Here is an 18,234-nt window from a genome sequence, read left to right on the forward strand (position 1 = left end):
GACCAGCTGCGGTTCAAACGACCCGGCCCGGTCCCGCGGCACCGCGATCTCGACCGGCCCCGACTCGGTGATCACAGTCTTCGACCGGTGCCCGTTGCGGTAGTTCTCCCGGCCGCCTTCGGCCCGCTCACCGGGCTCATGGCCCAGATGGTCGGTGAGCTCGCCCTCCAGTGCGGACTCCAGCACCCGCTTCGTCAGCTGCTGCAGCAGGCCGCCCTCCCCGGTGAGCTTCACCCCACCGGCCTGAGCCCGGGCCACCAACTCGGCAACCAGCCCGTCATCCACGGCGCCCGTCCCACTCACCACGGCCTCCCCGGCCTCGATGTCACTCGCCACGTCAGTCATCAACTGTCGCTTCCAGCTCGGGAGTTACACCGCTCACCGTACAGACCCCAAGGGCGGCCAGGAGTTCCACTGCTTCGCTGATGTACCGGTAGGCGGTGGTGGTGCCGATACCGAAACCGGCCGCGAGCTGGGCGTAGGGCTGGCCGTTGCGGAGGTGGGTGAGAGTGAGCAGGGCCTGTCGGCCCGCGCTCAGGCGCCGCCATCGGGTTCCGAGAGCGTGGCGGTGTTTCCTCAGGCGGGCGGCAAGGAAGCGGAGGGCAGAGCTGGACACGTCGACGCCGGACGGGTAGACAAGCATGCGAAGCCTCTGGTGGAGACGGTTCTCTTGGTCGAAAACCCATCTACCAGGGGCTTCACCCGCCTGTCAGGCCAACTGACCAGCTGGCGCGGGAGGTTGGAAAAGGTTCACTGATTCGACATCGCCGAAGAATATCCATGGCCAAAGGCCCTGTGTGTTCTTCCTCTGGGACGGAGGCACCGATCCATGCGTTGAAGAGGACCGGTGCCTTTGTCATGCGTCCGCCCGAGGCGAGATGACGGAGGCTGTTGCCCCGCCGTAGGACACGGTGTTGACCGGCGAGCGGCTGGAGCCGCTCGCGGTCCGCCGGTCGGACGGGTCAGATGCCCATGGAGGCCATTTCGATGGGTGAGCGGTAGTTGGCCGCGGCGGTGACCACGCAGGCGCGGTACGTCCGGTTACTCTTCACGGCCAGGAAGTAGTCGCGAAGGTTTTTCCAATAATTGACCAGATAGCCGAGTCCGGGCACGAAGCCGGCCGGGCGCGGCACGAGGGCGAACGCCTCGCTGCACTTGAGGATCTCGCCGGTGGCCACTGACAGTACGTCGGCCACCTCGGCGTTCATGTTCCATCCGGCCGCCAGCTCGGGTGTCCAGATGGCACCGGCGATGGCCCGCAGCTGCTCCTGCTCCTCGGGCGTGGGGTCGCTCATCGCGATCGACTGCGCGGTCACCGGTGCGCCAGCCGCTACACCGCCGGAGGCTGCCGCAGCCGGTCCCACCATGGCCGTCGCGACCAGGATCGCCGTCAGCGTGACGGCGATCCTGGTGCCTCTGCCTCTCCTGCGTCCGCTGCCAGCGGTCATTGTGTGTTCCTCCCGTGGATGACTACCCCCGGCGCGGGGGCCGTCCGAAGGTGGCATGGCACGGACAAGGTGGTCAACGGCGACAATCACGCCACACGCCCTCATGATCCGGCCGGGACCTGAGCGCGCATCCGGCTGGCAATGACGGCTTCTGACTGAGGGTGACCTTCTGACCGGCGGCCGCCGGGTGGTCAGTCGGCCCGTATGGGAACGACGACCGTCGGCAGCGGCCCCGCCACTTCCCGCGGGTCCACCACCAGGCCGAACTCGCTCTCCGCCGCCTCCAGCGCGGCAGCCGGATCGGAGAAGTCGTAGCCCGGCTCGTCCAGGAAGAAGCCGACCCGGTCCAAGGCCCGGTTGAGCCGGTCCGGCTCCTTCCCGGACGCCGGGTCGAACCTCCACGAGGGGGGTGTGTCCAGTCAACGGCTGATCTTTGTTGTTGAGGTTCAGTGGCTGGTGGTGGGGGTGAGGCGTCCTTCGAAGGCGATCTGGAAGGCGTTCAGTGGCGCCTTCCAGCGCATCGTCCAGCGGCGCCGGCCCTTGCCGGTCGGGTCCAGGCTCATCAGCGCCATGTAGACGCACTTCAATGCGGCGGCCTCGTTCGGGAAGTGCCCGCGGGCTCGGACCGCTTTGCGGATGCGGGCGTTCACGCTCTCGATCGCGTTCGTGCTGCAGATGACCTTGCGGATCTCGACGTCGAAGGAGAGGAAGGGCACCATCTCGGCCCAGGCGTCGGACCACAGCTTGATCACGGCCGGATACTTGCTGCCCCACTTCTCTGAAAACTCCAGGAACCGCTCGGTTGCGGCGGCCTCGCTCGGCGCGGTGTAGACAGGCTTGAGATCCTTGGCGACCTTGCCCCAGCCCTGGCGGGCGCAGTAGCGGATGCTGTTGCGAATGAGGTGAACGATGCATGTCTGGACGACAGTTCGGGGCCAAACTGTCTCGACGGCGTCGGGCAGGCCCTTCAGGCCGTCGCAGATGAGCATGAGGACATCCTCAATGCCGCGATTCTTGAGCTCGGTGAAGACCTGGAGCCAGTGCTTGGCGCCCTCGCCGCCGTCCCCGGCCCAGATGCCGAGGATGTCACGGGTGCCCTCGACGGTGACGGCCATCGCGACATAGATGGGCCGATTGGCGACTTTGCCATCGCGAATCTCCACGTTGATCGCGTCCACGAAGACGACCGGATAGACGCGATCGAGCGGTCGGGCCTGCCATTCCGCCATGCCCTCCATCACCGCGTCGGTGATCGTGGAGATGGTCTGCTTGGACACCTCCGCGCCGTACACCTCGGCCAGATGAGCCGATATCTCCCCGTGCGTGAGGCCCTACGCGGACAGCGACAGCACCATTTCGTCCACGCCGGTCAGCCGGCGCTGGCGCTTCTTCACGAGCTGCGGCTCGAAGGCGCCGGCCGTGTCGCGGGGCACCTTCACCTCGACCGGGCCGACGTCGGTCAGCACGGTCTTCGAACGGGTGCCGTTCCGGGAGTTTCCGCTGTTCCGGCCTGCCGCGTCGTGCTTGTCATAGCCGACGTGATCGGTGATCTCGCCCTCCAGGGCGGACTCCAGCACCCGCTTGGTCAACTGCTGCAGCAGCCCACCCTCGCCGGTCAGCTGCAAGCCCTCGGAACGGGCTCGGTCGACCAGCATCGAGATCAACTGCTCGTCCGACACCGCCTCCGCAGCCGACTCGACGACCGGCTCCTCCACCGTTTCGTGCTCGCTGATGATCTCACTCATTTCAGGCGTCTCCTTGATCATCGGATCCGCCGTCTATTGGACACTCCCGCATGCCACCGCGCCGCCCCACCCTCGTGAGACTGCTTGAGTGGCTCAGCGCCACCGCCTACGACGCCGACGACGAGTGCGTCGCCATCGGCGAACGCCACTTCGGCAAGGAGTTCCTCGACGAGTCCGGAGAGATGCGCGCGTTCCGAGACCTGCGCCCGGCGATCTTCTCCGCCGTCCGCCCTCTTCTCGGCCACGACAACGCGGAGGTACGCGAAGCGGCTTTCGTCGCTGCGATCCCCTCGCAGAGCACCCCGTGCTCACCGCGCACCGGGCCGAGCTGGTCGGCCATGCCCGTCGTCTGCTGACCACCAGCACCGACCGCTACAACCCAGACCGCGTCCTGGACGCGATGAAGGCATGGGGTCACGACACCAGCGACCTGGAGAACGCGGACGACATCGCAACCCGCGAGCGTTACGCCCGTCTCAAGGCGGAACGTGATTCCTGGTGGGCGGCCGACGGAACAGGCGGCTACTCCGAAGACCCACCGTTCTGACTCAGGGACACGCAGTGCCTCCATGCATCCGCTGATCACCCAGCGTGGCCACGCCACACAAGCTGAGCCAGAACCCCTTGAAGTGAACGAAGCCAAACCGCAGATCAGCAGGTCGGGTGACAGGCGAGGTTGAACGCCAAGCTCAGACGGTGTCGTACGTGCGCACGTCGGAGTCCGTCTGCAACAGCGGTGCGAGTTCACCCACGATGTCCTGGGCGAACAGTGGCCACCGCTACCGACCGGGGAGCGGTGGAATTTGCGAGGAAATGACGACACAGATTGTCGTGTTTACCGTGCACGGTGGTGGCATGAACCAGGACACCACCACCCAGCACATCACTGGCGAGGCTCCGCTGACCGGCCGGATCGCACTCGTCGCCGGGGCCACACGCGGCGCCGGACGCGCGCTCGCCGTCGAACTCGGCCGGCTCGGCGCCACGGTCTACGTCACCGGCCGCACCACCCGTACGCGCGCCAGCGAAATCGGTCGGACCACGGAGACCATCGAAGAGACCGGCGAACTGGTGACGGCGGCCGGCGGCACCGGCATCGCGGTGCCCACCGACCACCTTGACGAGGACCAGGTACGCGCCCTTGTCGGACGCATCGAGCGTGAACAGGAACGGCTGGACGTCCTCGTCAACGACCTGTGGGGCGGCGAGCACCTCCTCGTCAAGTCCGTGTTCGGTAAGAAGAGCTGGGAGACGCCCCTCGCCGACGGCCTGCGCATCCTGGAACTCGGAGTCCGGTCCCACGTGATCACCGCGGCGCTGGCCCTCCCGCTCCTGGTGCGCTCCGACGCCCCGCTCCACGTCGAAGTCACCGACGGCACGGCGGCCTCCAACCGCCGTTACCGCGAGAACCTCTTCTACGACCTCGCCAAGAACGCACCGATCCGGATCGCCTTCGGCTTGGGGGAGGAACTGGCGGAGTACGGGGGCACGGCCGTCGCCGTCACACCGGGCTTCATGCGCTCGGAACAGATGCTTGCCCACTTCGGTGTGAGCGAGGAGAACTGGCGCGATGCCGTCGCCCAGGAACCGGCCTTCGCCATCGCCGAGTCACCGCACTACCTCGCCCGCGCGGTCGCCGCGCTCGCCGCAGACCCGGACCGGGCGGCCCGCTGGAACAAGAAGTCCGCCTCCAGCGCGGACCTCGCCAAGGCCTACGGCGTACGCGACGTGGACGGCAGCCAGCCCGACGCCTGGGCGTACTTCGAGGACACCCAGTACGGCGGGAAGGACGGCTCGGCGGACGACTACCGCTGACGCACCCCGAACCGGAACCGGAAACAGACGCCGCTACCGTCGAACGCCACGGAAGACAGGAACGACGGTTGTCCGAGTCCGTGGGGACGTCGCGGGTGCGGGGCACGGGACGATCGACGTGGTGGGTACCCGTACCAACAACCTGCGGAACGTTTCCCTGAGCATCCCCAAGGGACGGCTCGTCGCCTCCACCGGGGTGAGCGGCAGCGGCAAGACCTCGCTGGCCGTGGACACTCACCCTGCACAGCGAGGCCCAGCTGCGTTACTTGGAAGGTCTTTCGCCATTTGTGCGACAGTACATTACGCAGCGCAACCGGCCAAAGGTTGACCGCATCCAAGAGGTCTCGGCGCGCCCCTCGCGATCGACCAGCGCCGTGTGAACCGCAACCCCCGCTCCACGGTGGCGACGATCACCGACATCGACGGGTGTGCTGACCTATGTGGTTGGGGTTGCGGGTGGTTCGTGGTCGGGACGGGGCTGCTCCAACGGCGGGGTGGTGACGTGTGACCTCCCCAGGTCTTGTCCGCCACCGCCCCGCCGGCACCCGGACGTCTGCCACTTTGTCCAGCTGCCCGTCCTGCTGCCCCGCCTTCAGCTCCGCATACCTGTGTGGGGCGGCGGCATGGTGCCCTACCGCCCACCGGGCTTCCTCTACCGCCCACTCGACGGCTGCGCAGTGTCTGCGCATGGCGTTGGCCTGCTGTGGTGGGGGCCGTGGTCGGGGTCTTGGTGGCCGCGGTCGGGGTCTGCGCGGTGCCTGGTCGGATCCCGACCACGGTCCTGGCCATGGTGGTTAGGGGTGTCGGGTGTGCATCCAGTCGACTCTGTGGTCGGGGTCGTGGATGGGCCGCCATACGGGTGCGGTAAGGCCGTGGTGGAGGAGGTCGGTCATCGGTGCGGCAAGGACGGGAACCTCACGCAGAAAGCCGGCCAGTGCGAGGTCGCGGGCGGCGGTTCGCAGGGCGTGGATGCGGGTCTCGACGCCTGTGGGGCCGGTGCCGTCGAGGACAAACAGGAGTCGTGGGAAGAGGGGGTAGCGCTGGCGCCAGGTCTCCTGGACTGGTTCGGGGAAGGGCTGTTGCCGCTGCCGGGCCGCGGGTGCGGGCGCGTAGCTGTGGAGTCGGGCGTAGCTGCCGAGTTTGGCGGCGAGGCGTTCGGGTCCCATGGTGGCCCGGTCGACTTCGACGAACGCCCGCAGCATCACCCCACCCCCGACATCGTTCTTGTCCTCGTTGCAGCCGTCCGTGCCGGTCGTACTGCTCGTACGGTTCGCAGAGCGGTGTTGGTAGTAGAGGAGGGCGTCGGGGATGACGGCTTCGCCGCCTCCGAGGGGGTGGTGGACTTCGGGGATCCAGTCCAGAGGCTGGCACCGGCGGGCGTCTTTCAGGAACGCCAGCGCGGTCTCGGTGACGGTGAGCCCGTGTCCGACTTTCAGCCGCACCGCGGTCCGGTCGACCGCGCCCTTCGGGGGTCGCCGGCCACGCAGCTCGGGCCACTCGGAGGCGATCTGCGCCTCGTACTGGGTGGGATGCCACACCCGGGTCCGGTCACGTCCGCTGGAGTGGTGTATCGACGGCCACTCGGTGATCTCGTTGAGGCTATGCGGTGAGTTCGGTGGGCAGGACGGTGTCGTCGGTTTCTGACCCGATCGGGTGGAGCCGGGCCTTGGCAAGGAGTTCGCGGCCCATGTAGCGGCGGGCCTCGGTCCACTCGTCGTTCTGCTCGGCCAGCACCGCCCCGACCAGCCGGATGACGGCGGTGCGGTCGGGGAAGATGCCGACCACGTCGGTGCGGCGCCGGATCTCCTTGTTCAGCCGTTCCTGCGGATTGTTCGACCAGATCTGCCGCCAGATCTCCCGCGGGAAGGCCGTGAAGGCCGGCAGGTCGTGCTGGGCGGCGTCCAAGTGGGCCGCCGCCTTGGGGAACTTGGCCTCCAAAGCGTCCAGGACGTGTGCCATCTGGGCCTTCACCGCGTCGGTGTCGGGCTGTTCGAACACGGTCCGCAGCAGCGTGGCCACCCACGGCTGAGCCGACTTCGGCACCTGGCTCAGCAAGTTCCTCGCATAGTGAGTGCGACAGCGCTGCCAGGAGGCGCCGGGCAGCACCGCGCCGATCGCGTCCACCAGGCCGGCGTGGGCGTCGGAGACGACGAGCTGGACGCCGGACAGGCCGCGGGCGATCAGCGAGCGCAGGAAGGCCGGCCAGCCGGCGCCGTCCTCGGCGGTGGCCACGTCCAGGCCGAGGATCTCGCGGTGACCGTCGGCGTTGACGCCGACCGCGATCAGCGCATGCACGTTGACGATGCGGCCGCCCTCGCGGACCTTCTGTGTCAGGGCGTCGACCCAGACGAACGAGTACGGTCCGGCGTCCAGGGGCCGGTTGCGGAAGGCGGCGACCTGCTCGTCCAGGTGCTTGGCCATCGCACTGACCTGGGACTTCGACAGCTGGGTGACGCCCAGGGACTCGGCGAGCTTTTCGACTCTGCGGGTGGAGACGCCGAGCAGGTAGGCGGTGGCGACCACCGAGATCAGGGCCTGTTCGGCCCGGCGGCGGCGTTCCAGGAGCCAGTGCGGGAAGTAGCTGCCCTGCCTCAGCTTGGGAACGGCCAGCTCGACCGTGCCGGCCCGGGTGTCCCACTCCCGCGGGCGATAGCCGTTGCGGTGGTTGACGCGTTCGTCGCTGACCTGCCCGTATTCGGCGTTGCAGAGGGCGTCGGCCTCCGCGGACATGAGGGCATCGGCGAACGTTTTGATCATCGCGCGCAGCAGGTCGGGACTCGCCGCGGCGAGGTTCTCCTCGGCGAGGGCGTGCAGGGGCAGACTGTCGGGTGCGGTCATCGTGCTGATCTCCTTCGAGCTTCGACATCTCGAAGATCAGCCGGTGGCCGTTCTCATATCCGGGCCCTCACTCCGATGCCGGGCCAAACGCCCGGATCAGGTGGGAACCCGTACACCACTTCCCAGGACGCAACCCCGGGTCGCCCGGCCTGCGGCAGAGTGATCCGGTCGACCAGCCCTTCCGCGCGCAACTTGGCCAGCCGGCGCCTTGTCTGCTCGATCCGCACGCCGGGCGAGATGATCAGGTGCATCTGTTCGGTGGTGGCCATCCGGTACTGCGCTAGCACCGCCAGCGCCAGGCGATCCGTGCCGCCCGCATCCACATCCCTCATCGCCGCCCTGCTCCCGCATCCGTGGATGCGGCACCGCCTGACCCGGTGCCGCGCTTACCGATCACGGCAGCAGCCGGCCCCGACCACACCACCGACCACGCGGGCCCGACCACGGTCACGATCCGACAACACCACTCCTGACCAGGCCGACAACCCCTCCGGCATCCCCGCCGATACCGGCCCGGGGCCTGTCCGGGGCCGGCTCGCTTATGCGCAGGTCACCACACTGGTCTGGCCGTGGTCGGGAGCCCGACCTCCCCTGTACGTACCCCATGACCACCTCACCGCCAGAAGGAGGAGGGAACGGGATGGAAGGGGTAGGCGGTGTACGACTGTAGGAGCGGGGCGGCCTGTGCTCGACCACGGGCGCTGTCACGTTGGTTGATCGGGTGGATGATCTTCTGGCTGATCGTGCTGGAGGGGGTTGTCCGTGGGGGCCGTGTCGCCGTCGTACAAGGGTCACCGGTACCCGGTCGAGGTCATCTCCCACTGTGTGTGGTTGTATTTCCGCTTCCCGCTGTCCTACCGCGAGGTCTTCGCCGCAGGCGTCCCCGGCCCGGCGACACATGGCATCTCGACGAAGTCTTCATCAAGATCAACGGCGAGCAGAAGTATCTGTGGCGGGCTGTGGACCGGGACGGCAACGTCCTCGACATCCTCGTGCAGAACCGCCGCGACAGGGCCGCGGCCAGACGGTTCCTCCGCAGGCTGATGACGAAGACCCGGGCAGTGCCAAGGGTGATCGTCACCGACAAGCTCCGCTCCTGCAGCGCCGCCCACCGCGAGGTCATGCCTTGCGTCGAGCACCGCTCGCACAAGAGACTGAACAACCGGGCCGAGAACAGCCACCAGCCGACGAGGCAACGCGAACGGGTGATGAAGGGCTTCCGCTCCGTGGGCGGGGTGCAGAGGGTCCTGTCCGCGTTCAGTGGCATCTCACCCCACTTCCGGCGTCGTCGCCACCTGATGCCCGCACCTCACTACCGAGCCGAAATGACCGTCCGCTTCACCATCTGGGAGCAGATCACCGGCCTCACGGACCGACCTGCCACGGCCTGAGCACCGGCCCGGAACCCGGCCCCACCACACCTCGACACACCGTCAGACGCCCACACACCCAACAACGTGACAACGCCCGGTGAGCTGCTCACGGGTGGGACTGACGGGGATGTTGCCGGCCTCGAGATACATGACGGCGCAGGCAACGGTCAGGTCCGAGCGTTCCAGCCAACAACAGCGGCCGAGCGTATGCACCAACGCAGCCGTACGCGCGTAAGCACCGTCGTACACCGGATGCTCGAGCGTCTCCCCGCGGTGACGGGCGACAGCAGCGATCGGCACACCGTAGTCGTCCACGCCGGGATCCCGACGGCCGGCTCTCTCGGCCACCTCGAGGATCCAGGATGCGCCGATGTGCAGGATCACGCGGCGGCACCGGGCTTCAGCTGCTCGTACGGGGCATCGAGCTGCTGCTCCAGATCGTCGAGGAAGGCCCCGTGCTCGGCGACGAGCCGCTGGGCGGCCGCCGTACCAGCGGCGCGGGCACCGGTAGTGTCCTCGATGGGGCGCGTCACACCCGGCGTTCTTGAACGCCGTCCCCGTTCCCGGCCCCTTCGCCGGCCCGGTCACCGGGCCACGGGCCCGGCGCCGGGCCCGTGCTGCCCCGCGGGACGAGTTCCACCGGCAGGACCACGTGTCGCTCCCGGTACGCCTCGGGGTCGTGGATCACGCCGTGGGCCAGCTCCGCCGCCACCTCGCCCAGTCGGCGGGCCGGCTGGGCCATCGTGGACAGGTCCCACGGCTCCGCCATCGCGTGGCCGTCGAAACCGAGGATCGACATCCGCTGTGGCACCGGGACGTTGACGCCGCGCAGCACCGTCAGCAGTCTGAAGGCGATGTCGTCCGTCTCGGCGAAGATCGCCGTGGGGGGCTCCGCGAGACTCAGCAGCCGCCCCACCGCCGCGTCCAGGCTCGGCCCCTGCCAGTCGGCGACCTGGCGGACGAGGTCGTCGTCCCGTTCGATGCCCGCCTCCGCCAGGGCCGCCCGGTATCCGTCGAGGCGGGCTCGACTGCTCCAGGCGAAACCCGAGGGGTCCGCGGGCTCCAGGTAGGCGATGCGCCGGTGGCCGAGGTTGAGGAGGTAGCGGGTGCCGCGCCGGGCGGCCTCCACGTCGTCCACGTAGACGCCGGCCCTGCCCTGTTCGTGCTGGCTGACGAAGACCAGGGGCATACCCAGATCGTCCAGGCGCGCTCGTTCCTCGGGGGAGAGCGCGAAGCTGACGACGAGCAGGGCGTCGGCGTTGCGGCGGGCCGGCAGCCGGTCGAAGAACTGGGCGCGCTGCTCTGCGGTGGTGACGCTGTAGACCAGCATGTCCAGGCCGGCCGCGTTGAGCGCGGGTGCCATGCCGGCGAGCACGGCGCCGAGGAACCAGGCGTCGAGGTTGGGTACGAGCACGGCGACCCGGCCCGTGCGCCCCGTGACCAGGCTGGACGCGCTGCGGGAGATCGCGAACGACAGCTCGCGCGCCGCCTCTTCCACGCGTGCCCGGGTCTCGGGGGATACCGTCGACAGACCGCGCAGGGTGCGCGAGACGGTCGAGGGCGAGACTCCGGCCCTCTGGGCGACATCCGCCAGTGTGGCGCCCTTCGCAACGGCTTCACCGACCATGTGCGGGACGCTAACACAACGGCCGCCTCACCAGGCCAGAGGCGATGACAGCGCTGTCATTTCAATCCCTCCATAACTCCGACCGACCGCGACCATTGACACCCCATACGGCGCTCCTTACGGTGACAGCGCTGTCATCAGGCAGTCCCAGAAGGGAGGAGTACGCCATGTCCCTGAACCGCAGAACACTGCTGGCCGGCGCCCTGAGCGCCGCCGCGGCGGGTTCGCTGGCCGGATGCGGAGGAAAGGACCTCGACGACCTGCTGGCGCAGGCCGCGACCGTTCCCCGGAGGCCGGCCAGGCTGACCTGGTGGGTCTCCGAGATCCCCTCCCGGCGGGGCTCCGTCGTCGCGGATCTGATCATCCGTGCCTTCGAGCGGCGGCATCCCCGTATCCGCGTCTCGAAGATCAACGCACTGTCCACCTCGGACGGCAACCGCAGCGCCATCGCCACCCAGCTCGCCGGCGGCTCCCCCCAGCCCGACGTGTACCTGGGCGACACGACGTGGCCCGCGCAGTTCGGTCACTCCGCGCTCGCGCTGCCGGTGGAGAAGCTGCTCCCGAGCGGCTTCTGGGACGCCTACCCGGCGGCCCTGCGCACCAGCTCCACGTACCGGGGCACGGCCTACGCGGTGCCGTTCTTCACCGACAGCACCTACCTCTTCTACCGCAAGGACCTTCTCGCCAAGCACGGGCTGCGCGTGCCCCGCAGCTGGGAGGAGCTGCTGCGCACCTCCCGCGCGGTGCAGCAGGCCGGTGACGTCCAGGCCGGGTTCCTGTGGCAGGCGGCGGTGACCGAGTCGCTGACGGCCAACGTCACCGAGTTCCTCGCCGACGCGGGCGCCACCGTCCTGGACGGGCGGGGCAGGGCCGTACTGGGCGGCGCCGAGGCGGAGCGGGCCTTCTCGCTGATGGCCGAGTTCACCGCCCGCGGGGTCACGCCCCGCACCGTGACCACGTACGAGGAGTCGGACGCGCAGGACGCCTTCGTCAACGGGCGCGGGCTGTTCCTGCGCAACTGGTCGTACGCCTGGGTCAACGCGAGCACCCCCGGGGTCTCCCGGGTCGCGGGGAAGATCGGGGCAGTGCCGCGTCCGGGCTTCGAGGGCACCGGCCGTTCCGGCGTCTCCTGCGCCGGCGGCTGGAGCAATTTCGTCAACCCCAGTTCCCAGGAGCTGGGCGCCGCCATGGAGTTCGCCCGGTTCTGCGCCGGGGACGAGGTGCAGCGCCTGCTCGCCCGGGAAGCCGGGGTCATCCCCGCGATGACCTCCGTGCTCGGCAGCCCGGAGGCGCGCGCCGCCGGCGACCCGGCCGTCCTGCGCGCCGCCGACCTGCGACTCGTCGCCCGGCCCGTGCAGACCCCGTACTACCCGCAGGTCAGCAAGGCGCTGTACACCCCGGCGAACGCGGTCGTGCGCGGCAGCCTCTCCCCCGCGGACGGTGTCCGCGCCGCACGCGAGGGGCTGCGCACGGCCCTGGAAGGAAAAGCGCTGTGAGTTCCGTACTGCACAAGAAGACGGCGGGGACGCCGTCGCAAGGCGAGGGTGGCGGTGCGCGCGCCGGGACCCCGCGGAAGTCCCCGGGCGCGCCCCCGGGCTCCACCGCCCGCCGTCGCGCCCGCGCCGGGTGGCTGTTCGCCTCCCCCGCCCTCCTGGTCATCGCCGCGGTGACGGTCTTCCCCGTCGTCTTCTCGCTGGTGCTGTCGTTCTGCGAGGTCCGGCTCGAGTACGGCGGCCTGCGGTTCGGCTCGCCCACCCTCGCTCACTACGAGGCGCTCCTGACGCACCCCGAGTGGTACCGGGCCCTGGCGTTCACGCTGGGCTTCACCATCGTCTCGGTCTCCATCGAGCTGGTCCTCGGCACGCTCACGGCGCTCGTCCTGGAGCGGCTCGGCGCCGGCCGGGGCTGGATCCTCGCCCTGCTTCTGCTGCCCTGGGCCCTGATCAACGTGATCGCCGCCCAGCTGTGGTCGTACCTGTTCAACGGCACCTACGGCGCGGTGAGCTGGCTGTGCGAGCAGATGTTCGGCACCCAGCCCGACATCCTCGGGCAGCCGGTGCCCGCCATGGCCGCGATGGTCGCCGTCGACGTGTGGAAGACGACGCCGTTCGTCGCCATCGTCGTCCTCGCCGGTCTGATGCTCATCCCGGGCGACGTCTACGAAGCCGCCGAGATCGACGGCGCGAGCGCGTGGACCACCTTCTGGAAGGTCACGCTGCCGCAACTGCGGCCCATCGTCGCCATCGCGGTCCTCTTCCGCATCCTCCAGGCGTTCGGGATCTTCGACCTGCCGTTCGTACTGACCCAGGGCGGCCCGGGCACGGCCACCCAGTCGGTGGCCATCCTCGGGTACCGGATCCTCTTCCAGAACCTCGACTTCGGAGGCGGCGCCGCCGTCGCGGTCACCACCGCCGTCATCGTCCTGGGCTGCTGCCTGCTGTTCCTGCGCGTCTTCCGCGCCCAAGTCGACGAAGGGGGCCGGGCATGAGCCGCCGCGTCCCGCGCACCGGAGTGCGCCGCTACGTCAACGCCGTCAACCTCGGCGGGCTGCTGATCGCCGTCTGCGCCACCCTGCCCCTGCTCTGGATGGCGTCCGCCTCCCTGAAGGGGCCCGGCGAGATCAGCGCGACGCCGCCCACCCTGCTGCCGAAGGACCCCACGCTCAGCAACTACGAGACCGCCTTCGAGCGCAACGGGATCGGCCACTACTTCCTCAACAGCGTGGTCGTGGCCAGTCTCTCCACGGTGCTGATCCTGTCCCTGGCGTTCTTCGCCGGATACGCCCTCGCCCGGCTGCCGCTGCGCGGGCGCGGTGCGGTCATGACGGCGCTGCTGATGCTGTCGGTCTTCCCGCCGATCGCCCTGCTCGTACCGCTGTTCCTGATGGAACGCCAGGCCGGGCTGCTCAACAGCTATCCGGGCCTGATCATCCCGTACGTGGCGCTGAACCTGCCGTTCGCGATCTGGATCATGCGCAACTACCTCAGCGGCATTCCGGGCGAGCTGGAGGAGGCCGCCGTCGTCGACGGCGCCGGCCCGCTGCGCACCGCCCTGACGGTGATCCTGCCGCTGGCCCGGCCGGGGCTGTTCACGGCCGGCGTGTTCTCCTTCACCGCGACCTGGTCGGAATTCCTGCTCGCCCTCACGTTCAACGGCTCCGACGACCGGCGCACCGTGTCCGTCGGCATCGCGCTGTTCACCAGTCAGTACCAGGTCCCCTACGGGGTGATCTTCGCCGGTGCGATGGTGGCCACCGTGCCGATCGCGCTCCTGGTGCTGATCTTCCGCCGGTCGGTCGTCTCCGGCATGACCACCGGCGCCGTGAAGGGCTGAGCGGCCCCGCACGAAGCCCCCTTCCCGGTGACGGCCGCCTCCGGCCGTTCCCGCCGCCTGTCCGCACACCCGCACCCCACCCTGGGCACGCGCCCGAGAGGTTCACAGATGCCCCACCACGACTCCCCCGCCCCCTCCCCGCACGCCGCGGACTGGTGGCGGCAGGCCGTCGTCTACCAGGTCTACCCCCGCAGTTTCGCCGACTCCGACGGCGACGGCATCGGTGACATCCCCGGCGTCACCTCCCGCCTGCCCTACCTCGCCGACCTCGGCGTCGACGCCGTCTGGCTGAGCCCGTTCTATCCCTCGCAGCTCGCCGACGGCGGCTACGACGTCGCCGACTACCGCGACGTCGACCCCCGGCTCGGCACCCTCGACGACTTCGACGAGATGGTCGCCGCGGCCGACCGGCTCGGCCTGAAGATCATGGTCGACATCGTCCCCAACCACTCCTCCGACCAGCACGTCTGGTTCCAGGAGGCGCTCGCGGCCGCGCCCGGCTCGGCCGCCCGCGAGCGCTACGTCTTCCGCGACGGCCGGGGCGAGAACGGTGAACTGCCCCCCACCGACTGGCCGTCCAGCTTCGGCGGCCCCGCCTGGACCCGGGTGCCGGACGGCCAGTGGTACCTGCACCTCTACGCCCCCCAGCAGCCCGACTTCAACTGGGACAACCCCGAGGTCCGCGAGGACTTCCACGACACCCTGCGCTTCTGGTCGGACCGGGGCGTCGCCGGTTTCCGGGTCGACGTCGCCCACGGCCTCGCCAAGGACCTGCGCGCGCCGCTGCGCGACCTCGGCGAGCAGCGGAGTTACCAGCCCGACGCCCTTCCGGCCGACGGCAGCCATCCGCTGTGGGACCGCGACGCGGTGCACGAGATCTACCGCGGCTGGCGGCAGGTCTTCGACGCCTACGACCCGCCGCGCTTCGCCGTCGCCGAGGCCTGGGTGCGTGCCTCGCGGCGCACGGCCTACGCCTCCGCCGCCGGGCTGGGGCAGGCGTTCAACTTCGATTTCCTCGGCGCACGGCTCGACGCCGCCGAGTTGCACACCCTCATCGACGGCGCGCTCGCCGACGCCCGCGCCGCGAGAGCCACCAGCACCTGGGTGCTCTCCAACCACGACGTGGTCCGTCATGTCTCGCGCTACGCCCTGCCAGGCGACTGCACCAAGCGCGACATCGAGGCGTGGCTGCTCACCGACGGCCGGGAACCGGCCCCGGACCTGGCGACGGGTGTGCGCAAGGCGCGCGCCGCGGCGCTGCTGATGCTGGCACTGCCCGGGTCCGCGTACGTCTACCAGGGCGAGGAGCTGGGTCTGCCCGAGGTCGCCGACCTGGACCGCGCGGACCTGCGGGACCCGATGTGGGTACGCGGCGGCGGACGCGTCAAGGGCCGCGACGGCTGCCGGGTGCCGCTGCCGTGGACCCGTGAGGGGGCGACCTTCGGGTTCGGCCCCGGCGGCTCGTGGCTGCCGCAGCCGGCCGAATGGGGCCGGTACGCGGCGGACGTGCAGAGCGGTGACAAGGAATCGTTCCTGGAGCTGTACCGCGAGGCCCTGCGGCTGCGCCGCACCCTGGTCGCCGACGAGGCGCTGGAGTGGGTCGGCTCGCGGGAGCAGACCCGTCGAGGGCTGCTGCACTTCGCCCGCGCCGGCGGCTGGCACACCGTCAGCAACCTGTCGGACGAGCCCGTCGCGCTGCCGCGGGGGGAGGTCCTTCTCGCCTCCGGCCCGCTGACCGGTGACGAACTGCCGCCGTGGACCTCCGTCTGGCTGCGCACCGGATCCGCGTCCGGCCGCTGAGGAGCGGTGGCCGGCCCCTCGTGTCGTGGGGCCGGCCGGTGGTGCCGTCCGGCCGGACGTCGGGAGACGTACGGCCGGACATCGGGGGAACGTACGGGGCCGGACGTCGAGGGACGGACGGCCGGACGTCGTGGAACGGACGGGGCCGGTCGTCGGGGAACGTACGGCCCGACGGCAGCGGTCGTTCAGGCAGTCACCGCGCGGCCGGCCGGCTCAGGGGCGGGCCCCGCGACGCCAGCGCTCGGGGTCGATCCGGCCCTCGTACAGGGGGAGTTCGAGTGGCGGCTGGTCGTCCGCGAACGGGTCCCACACCCGGGTGAGGCCCGCGGTTCCCCGCGTGCGCACCCGGCGGGCCTCGGCGAGGTCGAGCACGTCCGTCAGGATCTCTTCCGGGCCCGGCCCGGCTGCGGCGCGCGTGTGCCCCTCGGGGTCCACGACGAGGCTGCGCCCGACACCGTCCGGCGCCGCCGCGTTGAGGCTGGCCATGAACACCTGGTTCACGATCGCGTTGGCCTGCGCGAGCACGACTTCCTGGGCGCGGTCGACGGTGGGCGTGCGCACCAGGTTCAGTACGAGGTCGGCGCCCTGCCACGCCAGGTGGCGGGTGATTTCGGGGAACCAGGCGTCGTAGCAGATCGTCAGGCCCACGCGTCCGTGGTCCTCCATGTCGAAGACCACGAAGCCGCTGCCGGACGCGGTGGTCTCGTAGGGCCGCCACGGGAAGATCTTGCGGTACTCCGCGACCCGTTCGCCCGCGGGCGAGTAGACGGGGGCCGTGTTGTAGATCCTGCCGTCCTCGCCCTGTTCGTAGACGCTGCCGGGCACGAGCCAGATGCCCAGTTCGCGAGCGAGGGCCGCCAGTCGGGTGCCGCGGGGTCCATTGAGCGGCTGGGCCGCCTCGGTCATGACCGTCTCGGGATCCTCGCCGGGCTGGTGACCGCACAGGTGCAGTTCCGGATAGGCGAGCAGCCGGATTCCGGGATGCGCCTCGGTGACGCGGCGTACGTCCGCGGCGAACGCGTCCGGGTCGTCGGCGGCGTGATGCCGTGCGGCCGTCTGGACGAGGCCGATCGGCAGGGGGATCGTCATCGCAGGGGCAACCTTCCGCGCAGGGTGGTCTCCGGGGGCGCGGACGAGCCAATCATCGCGCCTTCCACGGGACAAGATCCCTTCCTCCAGTGGCATCCACAGGACGACCCAGTGGATCCGCACCGGCGTCCGTCCCGGCGGTCGCGCCGGAACCCCGTGGTAGAACGAGGATCACCGCGTGCGCGACGCGGACTCACCGACTCGACAGGACAGGCGAACGGATGACCCTCAACCAGCTGAGGGCCTTCGTCGAGGCGGAGCGGCTCGGGTCGTTCACCGCAGCGGCGCGGGCCATGGACATCGCCCAGGCGTCGGCCTCCGAACTGGTGCGGCGGCTCGAGTCGGAACTGGACGCCGAACTGTTCGCGCGCGGCAGCCGCACCCTGACCCTGACCTCGGCCGGCCAGGAGCTGCTGCCGTACGCCCGGCAGGCGGTGGAGGCTGCCGAGAGCGGGACGCGGGCGGTGCGCTCCCTGGGCTCGCTGGGCGGGGGGACCGCCACGTTCGGTGTGCTCCGCAACGCGGACTACTACCTCCTGTCCAACCTCGTGCAGATGTTCCACGCCCGGTATCCGTCCGTCCGGGTCCGGCTCGTGGGGCAGAACTCGGCCGAGACCGCGGCGGCCGTGGCCGCGGGACGGATCGAGGCGGGCCTGGTCGTCCTGCCGATCGACGACGAGGAGCTGGTGGTGACCCCGCTGTTGCGCGACGAGGTGTTCTTCGTCAGCGCGAGCGAGGAACGAACCCGCGCACCGATGACGATGGAGGCCTTCGCCCGGGCACCCCTGGTCCTCTACGACGCCCATTACGGGTGGCAGGACCCCACCCGGCGGCAGCTCGCGGAGCGGGCCCAGTTCGCCGGGGTCGGCATCGAGCCGCTGATCGAGCTGGAGCACGTCGAGGCCGCGCTGGGCCTGGTGGCCGCCGGGGTGGGCGACACGATCGCCAGCCGGGCGGTGATCGCCGGCCCGGCGTTCCCCGCGGGGCTGCGCACCACCCCGTTTGCCGAGCCCCTCTACGACACGATCGCCCTGGTCAGACGGCGGGGGCATCCGCTGTCGCGGGCCACGAGGGAGCTCGCCCGGCTCGCCGAGGACACCTTGCGCGAACTCCGTACCGACCTCGGCCTCTGATCGGCCGCGCGCACGGGGCCTGGACGCACGCCC

Annotated in this window: 18 protein-coding genes and 3 pseudogenes; 9 read left to right on the forward strand and 12 right to left on the reverse strand. The window is 70.0% G+C overall.

What is annotated here, in order from left to right; translation table 11 throughout:
- From ACFXAE_RS22815 to ACFXAE_RS22835, 5 genes and pseudogenes are all read right to left on the reverse strand, one after another.
- A partial coding sequence (locus ACFXAE_RS22815) for a transposase (protein ID WP_384717845.1) occupies nucleotides 1–345 on the reverse strand: 345 nt, incomplete at its 3' end.
- 49 nt (nucleotides 346–394) lie between these two features.
- A pseudogene (locus ACFXAE_RS22820) lies at nucleotides 395–643 on the reverse strand (transposase family protein); the annotation flags it as partial.
- A 319-nt stretch (nucleotides 644–962) separates the two neighbouring features.
- Nucleotides 963–1,448, reverse strand: a complete 486-nt coding sequence (locus ACFXAE_RS22825) for a hypothetical protein (protein ID WP_384717847.1) — start codon at nucleotides 1,446–1,448, stop codon at nucleotides 963–965.
- A gap of 191 nt (nucleotides 1,449–1,639) precedes the next feature.
- Nucleotides 1,640–1,798, reverse strand: a complete 159-nt coding sequence (locus tag ACFXAE_RS22830; protein WP_384717849.1) for a hypothetical protein — start codon at nucleotides 1,796–1,798, stop codon at nucleotides 1,640–1,642.
- Nucleotides 1,799–1,894: 96 nt separating this feature from the next.
- Nucleotides 1,895–3,184 (reverse strand): annotated as a pseudogene (locus tag ACFXAE_RS22835) (IS256 family transposase).
- An 83-nt stretch (nucleotides 3,185–3,267) separates the two neighbouring features.
- Here ACFXAE_RS22835 and ACFXAE_RS22840 point away from each other — a divergent pair.
- The 3 genes from ACFXAE_RS22840 (at nucleotide 3,268) to ACFXAE_RS22850 (ending at nucleotide 5,008) form a co-directional block, all read left to right on the forward strand.
- Entirely contained in the window at nucleotides 3,268–3,549 is a 282-nt protein-coding gene (locus ACFXAE_RS22840; protein ID WP_384717851.1) for a hypothetical protein, read from the forward strand.
- Complete coding sequence (locus ACFXAE_RS22845) at nucleotides 3,498–3,740, forward strand: hypothetical protein (protein WP_384717852.1); 243 nt, start codon at nucleotides 3,498–3,500, stop codon at nucleotides 3,738–3,740. Before ACFXAE_RS22840 ends, ACFXAE_RS22845 begins: the two co-directional genes overlap by 52 nt.
- 308 nt (nucleotides 3,741–4,048) lie before the next feature.
- Complete coding sequence (locus ACFXAE_RS22850; protein ID WP_384717854.1) at nucleotides 4,049–5,008, forward strand: SDR family oxidoreductase; 960 nt, start codon at nucleotides 4,049–4,051, stop codon at nucleotides 5,006–5,008.
- Between the two features lie 794 nt (nucleotides 5,009–5,802).
- Here ACFXAE_RS22850 and ACFXAE_RS22855 read toward each other — a convergent pair.
- The 3 genes from ACFXAE_RS22855 to ACFXAE_RS22865 all read right to left on the reverse strand — a co-directional run bounded on the left by ACFXAE_RS22855 (nucleotide 5,803) and on the right by ACFXAE_RS22865 (nucleotide 8,178).
- Nucleotides 5,803–6,546, reverse strand: a complete 744-nt coding sequence (locus ACFXAE_RS22855; protein WP_384717856.1) for a replication-relaxation family protein — start codon at nucleotides 6,544–6,546, stop codon at nucleotides 5,803–5,805.
- A gap of 61 nt (nucleotides 6,547–6,607) precedes the next feature.
- The gene (locus ACFXAE_RS22860) at nucleotides 6,608–7,846 is read right to left on the reverse strand and encodes an IS256 family transposase (RefSeq protein WP_384717858.1); all 1,239 of its coding nucleotides are present in this window, start codon (nucleotides 7,844–7,846) and stop codon (nucleotides 6,608–6,610) included.
- A 53-nt stretch (nucleotides 7,847–7,899) separates the two neighbouring features.
- On the reverse strand, nucleotides 7,900–8,178 hold the full coding sequence (locus tag ACFXAE_RS22865; protein WP_384717860.1) for a replication-relaxation family protein: 279 nt from the start codon (nucleotides 8,176–8,178) through the stop codon (nucleotides 7,900–7,902).
- Between the two features lie 430 nt (nucleotides 8,179–8,608).
- Between ACFXAE_RS22865 and ACFXAE_RS22870 the strand changes: the two are divergent.
- Nucleotides 8,609–9,237, forward strand: a pseudogene (locus ACFXAE_RS22870) (IS6 family transposase).
- A 42-nt stretch (nucleotides 9,238–9,279) separates the two neighbouring features.
- On the opposite strand, the gene ACFXAE_RS22875 reads toward ACFXAE_RS22870, so the two are convergent.
- The 3 genes from ACFXAE_RS22875 to ACFXAE_RS22885 are packed head-to-tail and all read right to left on the reverse strand — an operon-like array spanning nucleotide 9,280 to nucleotide 10,846.
- A complete protein-coding gene (locus tag ACFXAE_RS22875; protein ID WP_384717862.1) occupies nucleotides 9,280–9,603 on the reverse strand; it encodes a fic family toxin-antitoxin system, toxin component in 324 nt (107 codons plus the stop codon).
- Complete coding sequence (locus ACFXAE_RS22880) at nucleotides 9,600–9,752, reverse strand: hypothetical protein (protein ID WP_217132996.1); 153 nt, start codon at nucleotides 9,750–9,752, stop codon at nucleotides 9,600–9,602. Before ACFXAE_RS22880 ends, ACFXAE_RS22875 begins: the two co-directional genes overlap by 4 nt.
- Nucleotides 9,749–10,846, reverse strand: coding sequence for a LacI family DNA-binding transcriptional regulator (locus ACFXAE_RS22885; protein ID WP_384717864.1), 1,098 nt, complete (start codon nucleotides 10,844–10,846; stop codon nucleotides 9,749–9,751). Before ACFXAE_RS22885 ends, ACFXAE_RS22880 begins: the two co-directional genes overlap by 4 nt.
- Nucleotides 10,847–11,013: 167 nt before the next feature.
- Here ACFXAE_RS22885 and ACFXAE_RS22890 point away from each other — a divergent pair, with 167 nt between their 5' ends.
- From ACFXAE_RS22890 to ACFXAE_RS22905, 4 genes are all read left to right on the forward strand, one after another.
- A complete protein-coding gene (locus ACFXAE_RS22890) occupies nucleotides 11,014–12,342 on the forward strand; it encodes an extracellular solute-binding protein (RefSeq protein ID WP_384717866.1) in 1,329 nt (442 codons plus the stop codon).
- Complete coding sequence (locus tag ACFXAE_RS22895) at nucleotides 12,339–13,334, forward strand: carbohydrate ABC transporter permease (RefSeq protein ID WP_384717868.1); 996 nt, start codon at nucleotides 12,339–12,341, stop codon at nucleotides 13,332–13,334. The genes ACFXAE_RS22890 and ACFXAE_RS22895 overlap by 4 nt, the downstream gene beginning before the upstream one ends.
- Nucleotides 13,331–14,179, forward strand: a complete 849-nt coding sequence (locus ACFXAE_RS22900) for a carbohydrate ABC transporter permease (protein ID WP_217132994.1) — start codon at nucleotides 13,331–13,333, stop codon at nucleotides 14,177–14,179. Before ACFXAE_RS22895 ends, ACFXAE_RS22900 begins: the two co-directional genes overlap by 4 nt.
- A gap of 108 nt (nucleotides 14,180–14,287) precedes the next feature.
- Nucleotides 14,288–15,979, forward strand: coding sequence for a glycoside hydrolase family 13 protein (locus ACFXAE_RS22905; protein WP_384717871.1), 1,692 nt, complete (start codon nucleotides 14,288–14,290; stop codon nucleotides 15,977–15,979).
- Between the two features lie 213 nt (nucleotides 15,980–16,192).
- Here the strand turns inward: ACFXAE_RS22905 and ACFXAE_RS22910 are convergent, their stop codons facing one another.
- Nucleotides 16,193–17,068, reverse strand: a complete 876-nt coding sequence (locus ACFXAE_RS22910; RefSeq protein ID WP_384717873.1) for a carbon-nitrogen hydrolase family protein — start codon at nucleotides 17,066–17,068, stop codon at nucleotides 16,193–16,195.
- A gap of 221 nt (nucleotides 17,069–17,289) precedes the next feature.
- On the opposite strand from ACFXAE_RS22910, the gene ACFXAE_RS22915 reads away from it, so the two are divergent.
- Nucleotides 17,290–18,201 (forward strand): LysR family transcriptional regulator, encoded by a 912-nt coding sequence (locus ACFXAE_RS22915; RefSeq protein ID WP_384717875.1) that lies wholly within the window; start codon nucleotides 17,290–17,292, stop codon nucleotides 18,199–18,201.
- Nucleotides 18,202–18,234: the final 33 nt, after the last annotated feature.

The organism is Streptomyces sp. NPDC059454 (assembly GCF_042749965.1).
Classification (GTDB): domain Bacteria; phylum Actinomycetota; class Actinomycetes; order Streptomycetales; family Streptomycetaceae; genus Streptomyces.

Bases quoted from the DNA above. Each gene is read 5' to 3' on its own strand.
- ACFXAE_RS22915 (WP_384717875.1), top strand. From the start codon at position 17,290: ATGACCCTCAACCAGCTGAGGGCCTTCGTCGAGGCGGAGCGGCTCGGG.
- ACFXAE_RS22860 (WP_384717858.1), bottom strand. From the start codon at position 7,846: ATGACCGCACCCGACAGTCTGCCCCTGCACGCCCTCGCCGAGGAGAAC.
- ACFXAE_RS22910 (WP_384717873.1), bottom strand. From the start codon at position 17,068: ATGACGATCCCCCTGCCGATCGGCCTCGTCCAGACGGCCGCACGGCAT.
- ACFXAE_RS22890 (WP_384717866.1), top strand. From the start codon at position 11,014: ATGTCCCTGAACCGCAGAACACTGCTGGCCGGCGCCCTGAGCGCCGCC.
- ACFXAE_RS22900 (WP_217132994.1), top strand. From the start codon at position 13,331: ATGAGCCGCCGCGTCCCGCGCACCGGAGTGCGCCGCTACGTCAACGCC.
- ACFXAE_RS22905 (WP_384717871.1), top strand. From the start codon at position 14,288: ATGCCCCACCACGACTCCCCCGCCCCCTCCCCGCACGCCGCGGACTGG.
- ACFXAE_RS22825 (WP_384717847.1), bottom strand. From the start codon at position 1,448: ATGACCGCTGGCAGCGGACGCAGGAGAGGCAGAGGCACCAGGATCGCC.
- ACFXAE_RS22885 (WP_384717864.1), bottom strand. From the start codon at position 10,846: ATGGTCGGTGAAGCCGTTGCGAAGGGCGCCACACTGGCGGATGTCGCC.
- ACFXAE_RS22865 (WP_384717860.1), bottom strand. From the start codon at position 8,178: ATGAGGGATGTGGATGCGGGCGGCACGGATCGCCTGGCGCTGGCGGTG.
- ACFXAE_RS22850 (WP_384717854.1), top strand. From the start codon at position 4,049: ATGAACCAGGACACCACCACCCAGCACATCACTGGCGAGGCTCCGCTG.